General features: G+C 70.8%; 9 protein-coding genes and 1 pseudogene. 1 reads left to right on the top strand and 9 read right to left on the bottom strand.

The window, feature by feature from the left end; translation table 11 throughout:
* Positions 1-31 precede the first annotated feature (31 nt).
* On the top strand, positions 32-1036 hold the full coding sequence (locus JOD27_RS01110; RefSeq protein ID WP_204760224.1) for a hydroxyacid dehydrogenase: 1005 nt from the start codon (positions 32-34) through the stop codon (positions 1034-1036).
* A gap of 402 nt (positions 1037-1438) precedes the next feature.
* On the opposite strand, the pseudogene hisG reads toward JOD27_RS01110, so the two are convergent.
* The 9 genes and pseudogenes from hisG to JOD27_RS01065 all read right to left on the bottom strand — a co-directional run.
* Positions 1439-1987, bottom strand: a pseudogene (hisG, locus tag JOD27_RS47095) (ATP phosphoribosyltransferase); the annotation flags it as partial.
* A gap of 4 nt (positions 1988-1991) precedes the next feature.
* The gene (locus JOD27_RS01100) at positions 1992-2774 is read right to left on the bottom strand and encodes an HAD hydrolase family protein (protein ID WP_204760223.1); all 783 of its coding nucleotides are present in this window, start codon (positions 2772-2774) and stop codon (positions 1992-1994) included.
* Positions 2774-3475 (bottom strand): SDR family oxidoreductase, encoded by a 702-nt coding sequence (locus JOD27_RS01095; protein WP_204760222.1) that lies wholly within the window; start codon positions 3473-3475, stop codon positions 2774-2776. Before JOD27_RS01095 ends, JOD27_RS01100 begins: the two co-directional genes overlap by 1 nt.
* Positions 3465-4193 (bottom strand): phosphoribosylaminoimidazolesuccinocarboxamide synthase, encoded by a 729-nt coding sequence (locus JOD27_RS01090; RefSeq protein WP_204760221.1) that lies wholly within the window; start codon positions 4191-4193, stop codon positions 3465-3467. Before JOD27_RS01090 ends, JOD27_RS01095 begins: the two co-directional genes overlap by 11 nt.
* A gap of 32 nt (positions 4194-4225) precedes the next feature.
* A complete protein-coding gene (locus JOD27_RS01085) occupies positions 4226-5527 on the bottom strand; it encodes an aspartate aminotransferase family protein (protein ID WP_204760220.1) in 1302 nt (433 codons plus the stop codon).
* Positions 5528-5568: 41 nt separating this feature from the next.
* Entirely contained in the window at positions 5569-7578 is a 2010-nt protein-coding gene (locus tag JOD27_RS01080) for a class I tRNA ligase family protein (RefSeq protein WP_204760219.1), read from the bottom strand.
* An 18-nt stretch (positions 7579-7596) separates the two neighbouring features.
* Positions 7597-8910 (bottom strand): lysine N(6)-hydroxylase/L-ornithine N(5)-oxygenase family protein, encoded by a 1314-nt coding sequence (locus JOD27_RS01075; protein WP_204760218.1) that lies wholly within the window; start codon positions 8908-8910, stop codon positions 7597-7599.
* A gap of 3 nt (positions 8911-8913) precedes the next feature.
* A complete protein-coding gene (locus tag JOD27_RS01070) occupies positions 8914-10122 on the bottom strand; it encodes a saccharopine dehydrogenase family protein (protein ID WP_204760217.1) in 1209 nt (402 codons plus the stop codon).
* 62 nt (positions 10123-10184) lie between these two features.
* Positions 10185-11426, bottom strand: coding sequence for an ATP-grasp domain-containing protein (locus tag JOD27_RS01065; protein WP_204760216.1), 1242 nt, complete (start codon positions 11424-11426; stop codon positions 10185-10187).
* Between the last annotated feature and the right edge of the window lie 104 nt (positions 11427-11530).

Below are 11530 nucleotides of genomic sequence, written 5' to 3'. Positions count from 1 at the left end.
CACAAGAACTTTCTCCCGGAGGCCACCGCACATGCGACCTACCGTCGTCCTTCTCGGCTCGCTCTACGACCCCGCCGCGGAAGACCACATCGCCCAGCACGCCGAAGTCGTGCGGGTCGACCCGGACGATTCCGCGGCACTGACCGGGGCGCTGGCCTCCGCACACGGCCTGATCGCCAAGTACCCGGCGCAGATCACCGCGGAAGTCCTCGCCGCGGCACCGAAACTCGTCGCCGTGCTGTCCAGCGGTCGCGGTACGGACAACATCGACATCCCCGCCGCGACCGAGGCCGGTGTCGTGGTCGCGAACAACCCCGGCCTCGGCGGCCGCCCGGTGTCCGAGCACGCCCTGGGCCTGATGATCTCGGTGAGCCGCGACCTCACGGCCGTGGCGCGGCACGGCATCGAAGGCGCCTGGGAACGCAGGCTCACCACGCACCGGGTGGAGCTGGTGGACAGCACGCTCGGCATCATCGGAATCGGCAACGTGGGCAGCAACATGGCGCACCGCGCGTCGCGCGGCTTCGGCATGAAGGTGCTCGGCTACGACCCGTACGTCAGCGCGGAGGTCATGGCGGAGCACGGCGCGACCAAGGTCGACGACCTCAAGGAAATGCTGGCGCAGTGCGACTTCGTCACCTGCCACCCCGAGCTCAACGACGAGACCGAGCACATGTTCGGTGACGAGAACTTCGCCGCGATGAAGCGGGGCGCGTACTTCGTGAACACCTCGCGCGGCCGCGTGGTGGACACCGACGCCCTGGTGCGGGCGCTGCGCAGCGGTCATCTCGCCGGCGCCGCGCTGGACGTGTACGAGGACGAGCCGCTCGACCCGGCGAGCCCGCTTCTGACGATGGACAACGTGGTGCTCAGCGCGCACGTCGCGGACTTCACCGTGCAGACGAAGACGGCGCTGGCGTTCTCCGCGGCCACGAAGCTGCTCGGGGCGCTGAATGGCGAGATGCCGCCGAGCGCGCTGAACCCGCAGGCGTGGCAGCAGGCGGACCTGCGCCGCAAGGAACTGCTCGGCGGCTGACCGTCGTGGGGGGGGGGGGGGGGGGGGGGGGCCCGCGGGGGGGGCGCCCCCCCCCCCCCCCCCCCCCGCCCGCCCCCCCCCCCCCACGACCAGCTTGCGCATCGGCGTCTCCACGACCCGTACCGCGCCCGCCCCCGTGAGCCGCGCGACCGCTTCCGCGACGCCCTGCAGCTCGCAGGTCGCCTGCGCCACCACGGTTCCCTCACCGCCGCCGAGCAGCCACCAGCACCGCGGCAGCTCCGGCCGCACCTCGTCCCAGCGGTCGGCGGGCGTCACCACGGTCAGCAGCGCGTTCTCCGTCGCCGCCCGTGCGGACTCGAGCAGCATCGCGACCTTCTCCGCCACGGCACGCACGGCCGGGTCCGCCCACGCCTGCGTGCCCGCGACGAGCTGCACCCCGCAGTGCCGCACGGTCACCAGCTCACGCAGATCGTTGTGCCGCAACGACGCCCCGGTCTCCACGACCTCCAGCACCGCGTCCGCGAGATCGGGCACCTTCGCCTCCGTCGACCCGTACGAGTGCACGATCCGCGCGTCCTGCCCCAGCTCCTCCTCGAAGTAGCGCCGCGCGATGGCGGGGTACTCCGAGGCGACGCGGATGCCGGCGGGCAGTTCCGCCGCGGTCCGCGCGGGGTGGTCCAGCGGCACGGCGAGCACGACCCGCCAGCCGGTGCCGGTGGTCTTCGAGTACGGGAACTCGTGCACCACCTCGACTTTCGTGCCGCTTTCCTCGATCCAGTCCGTGCCGGTCAGGCCGAGGTCGAAGGTGCCGTCGGCGACGAAACCCGGAATCTCTCGGGGTTTGCCGAACACCACCCCGTCGATGCCGGGAAAGTCGATGCGGGCGCGCAACGCCCGCGGTGACGAGCGGCGCACGGTCAGACCCGCCGCCTCGAACAGGCGCAGCGTCGGCTCCTGCAACGATCCGGTGGGTAGCGCGAGAGTGACCATCTTCTCATCCCCCAGTGCTGATCAGGCTTTCCAGGAAGACGGCGACGCCGTCGGCGTCGTGATGCGCGGTGACGTGGTCGCACACCGCCAGCACGGCGGGATGGGCGTTCGCCGTGGCGACGGCGATGTCCGCCCACCGCAACATCGGCAGGTCCGACGGCATGTCGCCGAACGCGACCGACCGCAGAACGCGGTCGTGCCGTCCGCGCAACTCGGCGAGCCCGGCGGCCTTGTGCACTCCGGCGGGCAGCACGTCGACGAAGAAGCTGCACGGCACGGCCACCGAGTACGACGGCCCGGCCAGCGCCCTGATCGCCTGCGCCAGCCGGTCGACCGGCAGCTCGTCGGACTGGGCGATCAGCTTCACCGCCGGTTCGGCGATGTGCCGCAACGGCTGCGGCGCGTGCCGGTCCGCGACGCCCGGCGCACCCACGTGGAAACCGGGGTCGAGGTCGCACCGGTCCAGGTGGTCGACGCCCAGCCGGATACCGGGAAACGTCTGGCGCAGCAACGCCATGAGGTCCGTCGCCCGGCGCGCGCCGAGGGTCGTCGCGTGGACCAGCTCGCCGCGCACCGGGTCGTACAGGACCGCACCGCCCGAGCACACCAGGAAGTCCGCCGCGACCTCCTGGCCGATCGCGATCGCGTCGCGCAACGGCCGCGCGGTGACCAGCACGACCACGCCACCGGACGAGCGCACCTTCTTCAGCGCGCTCTTCGCCCGTTCGGTGACCAGCCGGTCGCTGGTGAGCAGCGTGCCGTCGAGATCGGTGGCGACGAAGAACATCAGACGTGCAGCAGACGGTCGATGCCGGTCACCGGCGGCTCCGGCATCAGCGCGGGACGGAACTCCAGCTCCCCCACCACCAGATCGGCAGGCCAGTCCGCGACGATGCTCGCCACGCACGTGCCGACGGATTCGACGCTGACCTTGGTCGGCGCTTCGTCACCGTCGAGGTTCGAGATCGCCCCGGGAGCCACCAGGCACGCCCGGACACCGTTGTTGCGCTCCTCCAGCAACAGCGTCTCCACCAACGCCTTGAGCGCGGCCTTGGTGGCGGAGTACGCGGCCCCGCCCTCGAAGTAGCGCGACCCCGCGTGGCTGCCCATGACCAGGAACAGCCCGCGGGATCGGCGCAAGGCCGGCAGCACGTGCTTCACCAGCCGGAACACCGAGGACAGGTTGATCTCCAGCTGCCGGTCCCAGTCTGCTTCGGACATCTTCTCGATCGGCTCCAGCACGCGGTCCACGGCGTTGGCGATCACCACGTCCAGCCGGCCGGCATCGGCCAGCACCCCGGCCACCCCGGACGCGAGCGACGCCGGGCTCTCGAGGTCACACTCCCGCTCACCCAGCCAGTCCTCTCCGGACACCGTGCGGTTCAACGAGAAAACCCGGTACCCGCGCTCGTGCAGCCGCGCGGCGATGGCACGCCCGCTGCCCCGGTTCGAGCCGGTGACCAGCGCGACAGGGGACTCAGAGCCCATCGAACGCCCTCTTCCACTGCTCGACGAGCTCCTCCGGCGACGCGCCGTTGCGGAACAGGTCCTTGTCCAGCGGCGAACCGTCGGCGGAACGCAACCGCATGCAGTCCTGCGAGATCTCCGAGATCAGGCTGATCTCGCCGTGGGCGGAGAAGCCGAAGATCACGCAGAAGTCCCACAGCTGCAACGGGTTCAGCCACGTCCGCAGCACGTCGTTGACCAGCAGGGCCTGCTCGCGCATCAGGTCCACGGGCAGGTCGAGCACCCGCAGGTAGTCCTCGCCGATCGGCTGGTCCTCCGGGTCGACGCGGTAGTCGAACTTCACCACCGGCCGCGGCAACGGCTCGCCGTCCGGGAACAGACCGGGATACTTGCGCGTGGTCGAGCCGGTCGCCACGTTCTTGACGATCACCTCGAACGGCGGCGGGGGCCGGTAGTCCGCGAGGTAGGTGTCCGGTCCGAGGCGGGCGCGGAACGCACACTCCACGGCCGCCTCGGACAACCGCGCCGCCGCCTTCTCGTAGAAGTCCAGCCGCAGCGGACCGGTCTCGTCGACCAGTTCGTCCCGGTCGTAGGTGAAGCTGCGCAGGCTGGGAATGAGCTTCACGACGCACAGGTCGTCGCGCACCAGCCACAGTCTCTTGCTGCGGCCGGTGATGTCCGCTTCCCTCTCCTCCACCACGCCCGCCAGCTCGGTGGCGTCGAAAACGGTGTCGCGCATGCCTTTCCTACCTCCCAGGTCGTGGTGGCCGATCAGCCCTCGGCGCGGGCCCTGTCGATGGTCGCGGTGACGGCGGTGTCGAACGCCGCGCCGAACTCGTCGATGTCGGCCTCGATCATCGGGGTGGAGACGCAGCCGAGGCCGCTGTCGCCGATGAGGATGCCGTTCTCCAGCAACGACTGGAACAGCAGGTGGCCGAGCTTCGCCGGGGTCGCGGACGAGCCGGGCACGGTGCCGGTGAGCACCCGGAACAGCGACGCCATGCCGTTGACCTGCCAGTCGAGGTCGTTGGCCTCGATCGTCTTGCGCATCGCGTCGCGCACCTGCTCGCCGAGCACACCGATGCGCCGCATCTGTTCCTCGGTCAGCAGCCGCAGCGAGGCGACGCCCGCGGTCATGCTCACCGGGTTGGCGTTGTAGGAACCGGAGTGCGGCAGCTTCGGCTTGCCATTGCTCGGGTCGAACACGGACATGACCTCGGCCTTGCCGGCGACCGCGCCGATCGGCATGCCGCCGCCGATCACCTTGCCCATCACGGTCAGGTCGGCGACCGCGCCCAGCGCGCCCATCGCGCCGCCGTAGCCGATGCGGAACGAGCCGACCTCGTCGGACACCAGCAGCACGCCGGTCTCGTCGCAGAACGCCCGCAGCGCGGCCAGGTACTCCGTGCTGGTGGGCACCAGGCCGATGCGCCACGGCACCGGGTCGATCAGCACGCACGCCAGTTCGTCCACGTGCCGGCGCAGGACCTCAACGGCCCCCTCGGGGTCGTTGAACGGGATGACGATCGTGTTCGCGATCACCTCGGCGGGCATGCCCGCGGTGTGGCTGTGGCTGAGCAACGAGTTCGAGCCGTCGTTGTTCACCGCCACCGAGTCGTACGCGCCGTGGTAGGCGCCCGCGATCTTGGCGATCTTCGCCTTGCCGGTGTGGGCACGGGAGGCCTGCACGGCCATCATCACGGCCTCGGTGCCGGAACTGGTGAACCTGGCCTGCTCGAACGCCTCGTTGCGGGAGCACAGCGCCTCCGCGAACAGCACCTCGGACTCGGTCGGCAGGCCGAAGCAGGTGCCGCGCGCGGCGGCGTCGGCGATCGCGGCGACGATCTCCGGGTGCGCGTGTCCGTGCACGAGCGTGGTGCTGTTGTTGAGGAAGTCGATGCGGGCGGTGCCGTCCAGGTCGACCACGCGGCTGCCGTTGCCCGACGCCGCGTAGATCGGGTACGGCGAGCTGAACACGGCGGTCCGGCTGTTGCCGCCGGGCAGCACGGCCCTGGCGCGCGCGTACATGTCCCTGGACGCGGTGGTGATCGACTCGTAGGTCGGAGCGCTCACGATAGTCCTTCCTGTCTTTCCCTGGTCAGCCGGTTCACGGCTCAGCGGCCCGCGACGGTCGTGTCGGGACTGAAGTGGTCGGTGGCGAACTTGATCTCCACGCCCGGTCGCACCCAGCGCGGCGTGGGTTCCAGCGCGATGACGTCCTCACCGAGAGCGGCGGCGATCCGCCTGCCGAATTCGGGGGCCAGCGGCCCGACGGCCATGGCGAGCGTGCGCACCGCCATCAGCTCGAGTGCCACGCACGTGCGGGCGATGCCGGAGCCGGGGGTCGCGTCGGCGCTCACCTCGGCGAAGTCCTCGGCGTGCCGGACGAGCGCGCGGGCCCCCGCCATCACCGCGCGTGGTTTGAAGCGGCCGGGCAGGTAGTCCAGCGTCGCCGACGACGCGAACTCCTTGACCTGACCGTAGAAGCGTTCGGCCTCGGCGTGCCAGCCGCCCGCTTCCGGCGCGACGCCACCGAAGTTCTCGGCCACGCGTGCGCCGACGCTGTCGAGCCGGCGCTGCCACGTACCGATCAGCTCGTCCGTCACGAACTCGGCGTAGCCCTCAGCGGTGAAGTCGCGCCTGCGCACGTCCGGCGCGGTGGCCGCGAGGTAGAGCCGCAGCTGGTCGGCGTTGGCCGGGGTGACGGCCTGCCGTGCCCACACCGCGTGCTTGCGGCCGGTGGAGAACTTCTCCCCGTCGAGCAGGTAGAAGTCGTTGCACACCAGCGCTTCGGGCAGCGGCAGCGCGTCGGTGAACGCACCCAGCACCGCCGGGAACGCGAAGGCGCGCAGGAACGCGTTGTCGAAGCCGAAGAACAGCACCGTGCGGGGGTTCTCCTGCCGCGCATACGCCTCCCAGCCGCCCGCGAACGCGTCGAGGGCGACCAGGAACCGCGCGGTCAGCTCGAACGCGGAGTACATCCGCTGCTCGGCGGGGCCCTCCGCGTCCTCGACGTGGACCGGGATGCCGTGCTCGGCCGGGATGCTCACCGGCAGGTCCGGCAACGGCTTCGCCAGCACGCGCTCGGTGTAGGCACGCAGCCTGCCGTGCATCGCCGCGCCGCGCAGATAGCCGGTGAGCGTGTCGCGCAGCGGTTCCAGCGGCAGGAAGTACCGGGTGAGCGGCCGTTGGGTCGCGACGGAACCACAGGTGGCGCACGACGGGTCCACCAGATCGCGGTCGTTGTAGGGCAACGCGCACAGCTCACACTCGATGCCCGCGGTCTGGTCCGACCCGCAGTGCGGGCAGCTCCCGGCGACGAACGCCTCCAGCAGGAACCGCCCGCACGGCTCGCAGTAGTTCGTCTCTTCCGTCCGCCGGACGAGGATTCCCTTGTCCCGCAACGTCTCGAACACCGAGGTCGCCATCGCCGGGTAGGCGGGCTCCGACGGGCGCACGAACACGTCCCAGCCGATGCCCGCCGCCGCCAGGCCTTCGACGATCGCGTCGGTGTTGCGTTCGGCGAGCTCGTGGAACGACAGTCCTTCCGCCAGCGCCGCCGCGGACACCTGGCTCTGGTGCCCGACGGTGCCGAGCAGCAGGTGTGCCCGCTCCCCCGCCGCCAGCAACGCTCGCCGGCACGCGTCGGCGCCCAGGAACGGCCCGGACAGGTGCCCGAGGTGCAGTTCACCGTTCGGCGTGGGGAACGACGGCAGCAGCAGCACCGGACGACCCTGCCGCTCGGCGGCCTGCCGCTGCTCGCGTCCTGTGTGGACAGAGGCGAGCGCTGGCAGGCTCTCCCACCACATCGAGAAGAACGACAGCGGCCGGTCTTCGGAGAGGTTGCGCAGCGTGTGCGGCGCGAGAGGAGGCAGGTAGACGCTGTCGCCCGCGGTGATCACGCGGGTCCGGCCGTCCCAGCCGACCTCGCCGACACCGTCGAGCATCACCCAGACCTCGAGGTCGTGGTGGTTGTGCTCCGCGGTGATCTCGCCCGGCCGCAACGTCACCCGGCGCACGTTGAACGGTGCCCCTGCCGGCTCCGCCCATGCCGGGGCGGCACTGCGCACGAAGTCCGCCCGCGCCAGGTCCGCGAGCTCACGGGGGATTTCACTGACGATCATCCAACTGGTCCTGTTCGGTCAGAGTGTCAGCGCGACGTCGGAGTCCTCGGCCACGGGCCAGTCGAGCACCGCGCCCACCTCGCCGACGTCGTAGCGCTCGTAGCCCAGCAAGCTGTTCGCGATGGTGGCGCTGCGCCAGGCGAGCAGGCTCAGGTTCGGATCGGCGACACCGAAGCTGTGCCTGGCGGCGTTCTGCACGTACACCCGCCGGTCCTGCGGACCGTCCCAGGCGAGGCTGAAGTCCGGCCGCACGGTGATCTCGCCGTCGTCGCCGCACATCGCTTCGCGCAGGTGCCGGGGCAGGCCGTGCAACGGCCGTGGCAGCCCGTGCCGGTAACCGGTGGCACAGATGACGACGTCCGTCTCGTGGGTGACCTCGTCGCCGGCGCCCGGCATCCACCGCGTCAGCAGTCCGGTCGGTGTCTTGTCCACCCCGGTCAGCGAGTGACCGAGCAGCAGCCGGCACGGGCGCGTCTCGCCGTCCAGCATCTCCAGGTCGTAGAGCCGGTGGTAGATCGCCTCCAGCAGGTTCACCGAGACGCCGTCGCTCGCCATCTTCTGCTCCTCCACCAGTTCCATCCGGCGCTTGGCCGGCAGGCTGTGGAAGTAGCGGCTGTAGTTCGGCACGAACAGCTCGTCGACGAACGGGCTGTCGTCCAGCGGCAGCAGGTTCGGCCGCGAGGTGCCCCACACGATCGACTCCGGCCGGTCCGGTGAGGTCAGCAGGTGGTGCACGACCTCGGCACCGCTCTGCCCGCCGCCGACGACCGCGACGCGGCGCCCGGCGAACTTCCTCGGCACGTCCAGCAGCGCCGACGCGTGGAACACCTCCTCAGGGTCGAACCCCGTGACGAACGACGGCAGCCGGGGTACCAGGCCGGTGCCGCTGACCACGTTGCGCGCCAACAGGTCGCCCTGATCGGTGTGCACGACGAACAGCTCGCCGTTCCACGTCACCTCGCGCACCTCGACGCCGAAACGCAGGTTCGGGATCCGCTGCGCCGCCCACTGGCAGTACTGCTCGAACTCGCGGCGCGGCACCTTCGTGCGGCCGGTGACGAGCAGGCGGTAGAAGCGCTTGGTCGCCACCAGGAACGCCGGGAACGAGAACGGGCTCGTCGGGTCGACCGGAGTCACCAGGTCCTTGAGGTAGTGCACCTGCATCTGCGCGTCGGCCAGCATCAGGCCGGAGTGCCAGCCGAACTGCTTCTTCCGGTCGAGGAACGCCACCTTCAGGCCGCTGCCCTCGCCGGCCAGCAACGCGGCCAGGCTCAGGTTCGCCGGTCCGATGCCGATCCCCACCACGTCCAGGACGTCGTGTCCGGTACTCATCAGTCAGTGCCTTTCGATGCGACCGGCCCCGCGCGGTGATCGGGGCGGCGTGTGTCGGCCCTCTCCGTCGGCGGTCCACCGCACGCCGAGAGCGGCCAGGTCGGCCTTCATGCGGGCAAAGTGCTGGGCCGACAACGCCAGGTGCGGACGCAGCCAGCCCGCGTCGTCGACCGTGCGGTCGGCCAGCAGCGCGACCGCGGCGGCCAGGGTGAATCCGGTCGTGCGGGTCATCGCGGCCAGCCCCGTGTCCCGGTCGGCGTGATCCACCAGCAGCGACTTGACGCTGAGCGTGCTGCCGTCCGCGGCAGGCAGGCCGGTCCCGCACACCTCCAGCACCACCACGTCCTCGTCGTCGGACTTCGCGCGCAGCTGCGGCGCGAGCACGTGTTCGACGACGCGTTTCGGGGCCACGGCGACACCGTCGACCGCGACCGGTGACTCGTCCAGCAACCCGAGGTTCGCGAGACCCGTGACGGCGTCGGCGAAACCGGGCCAGCGCAGGGTTTTCTGCGTGCAGTCGGCGTCGCGCAGCGCCGGGTGCTCGACGAGCCACGGCACCATGCCGTCGTGATAGGCCTCCAGCACTCCGACGCCGGGCACGTACCGTTCCTCCACCCCGGAGAAACGCGGGTGGTGGACGATCCGGCCGTGCTCGACGGCGAGCGAGGAGCGCTGCGCGATCGGCAGGTGGTTCGCGAGCTCGCCGCCGAAGAACGCGGTGTAGCCCCACGGCTCGCGCGGAACGGCGGGCACGCCGCCGCAGAACACCTCCAGCGTGCGCACACCTCCGGTCAGCTCGGTCAGCCTGCGCGCGACGTCCGCGGCGGCCAGCTCGGTCAGTCCTGGTTCGAGGCCGACCGGCAGCAGCACCGGAATGCCGGCACCGCGCGCGATCTCGTCCACAGTGGACGATTCCTCGTAGGGCGGTCGGGTGATGCTCGCGACCGGGACCTGCGCCGCGGCGGCGAGCTCGATCGCCGCGCGCGTCCCCGCCCACGGCAGGGCGACCGCGATCGCGTCACTGCCCGCGATCGCGTCGGTGTCCCCGGTTCGGACCGCGCACGCCGCGTGGCCGGAAAGCCAGCTCGCGAGCTCCTCCGCACGGTCGTGGTCGCGGTCGACGAGCGTGATCGACGTCGTGCGCGGATCACGGGCTAGCGCGTAACCCGCCCCGCGCCCCATCCGGCCACATCCCAGCAACGTCAGCCGCACGCTTCCCCCTCCCGTGTGCTCCGGTCGTGCCGGCCTTCGACCCGTACTCGGTCCGCGTGGCGCTAGCCGATCCGGGCCCTGATCGACTTGCCGGCGGTGTCGAGCAGCGCGTCGAGCCCGGCGCGGTCGCTCGCCCTGGCGCACACCGCGGCCACGCGCTGCGTGCCGAAGTTCGCGGGAGGCAGCGCGACCTGGGTGCCGGGCGGCACCTCGGTGAACACGTGGTCGTACCCCGGTTCCTCGAACAGCTCCGTGACGCCGTCGAGCCCCTCGAACGTGCCCGCGCTCTCGGCGAACACGAACCGCAGGCCCGCGTGGAGGTCGCGGTCCGGGGTGAGCTCCAACGGCTCCCCGGTCGCGACCCGGATGACGCCTGCGAAGAAGTCGATGCCGGTCGCGGCCTTCACCAGGTGCGAGGCGATGTAGTCACCGGCAGGCCGCGCGGCCACCTCGATGAACCGCATGCGCTCGCCGTCCCACTTGGCCTCCAGGTGGAACGCGCAGTTGTCGAACCCCAGCGCGCGCACGATTTCCTCCGTGCGCGCCCGGATCTGTTCCTGCGCGGTCGCGGGGAGCACGCTCGGAAGCCGGTGCGACACCTCGAGGTGGAACGGAACGGTGGTGACCTTGTCGGTCAGCAGCACGTGGTGCACGGTGCCCGCCGCGACGAAGCCCTCGACGGACAGTTCCTCACCGGTCAGGTACTCCTCGACGATGAACTCCGCGCCGAACTGGCGGAACACCGCGTCGAACGAGGGGTCGGCGATGCGCCGCAACTCCGCCATCGCGGGTTCGAGGTCGGCCTCGGAGTGCAGCTCGAAGATCCCCTTGGACCCGGACGCGCCGGTGGGCTTGACAACACAGGGGAAACCGATGCCGGCGACGGCGGCACGCAACTCGTCGAGATCGCCGACACGCGCGAACTTCGGCAGCACGCCGTCGATTCCGGTGAGCGCCTCCTTCATCGCGAGCTTGTTGCGCGCCCGCACCGCCGCCTCCTGCGACATGCCGGGCAGGCCGAGCTCGGCGGCGATCGCCGCGACGAGCTGGACGTCGATCTCGGTGAAGTTCACGACACCGGCGATGTCGTTGGCCGCGGCGATCTCCCGCGCGGTCTTCAGCGCGAGCTCGGTGTCGTAGGTGTCGACCTGGTGGAACTCGTCGACCAACGGCTGCGCGAACTCGGGCAGCGCACGGCCGAGCAACACGACCCGGTAGCCGAGACGACGAGCGGCCACCAGTGACTCGAAGCCCTCGCGCTTGATGCGCCTCAGATTGACGAACAGGACGCTGCGGCTGCTCAAGCGACCCTCCACTGCCCTCGTACCGGTTTCTGCTTGCTGACAACGACCGCGAGTCAACCACGCGATCTCGAAAACCATCAAAGGCTTGTCTACAAAGGACTTCT

The sequence above is a fragment of the Lentzea nigeriaca genome (assembly GCF_016907955.1).
GTDB lineage: Bacteria > Actinomycetota > Actinomycetes > Mycobacteriales > Pseudonocardiaceae > Lentzea > Lentzea nigeriaca.
The sequence above is the reverse complement of the archived record's forward strand: the minus strand, read 5'-3'. Positions and strand labels throughout refer to the sequence as shown.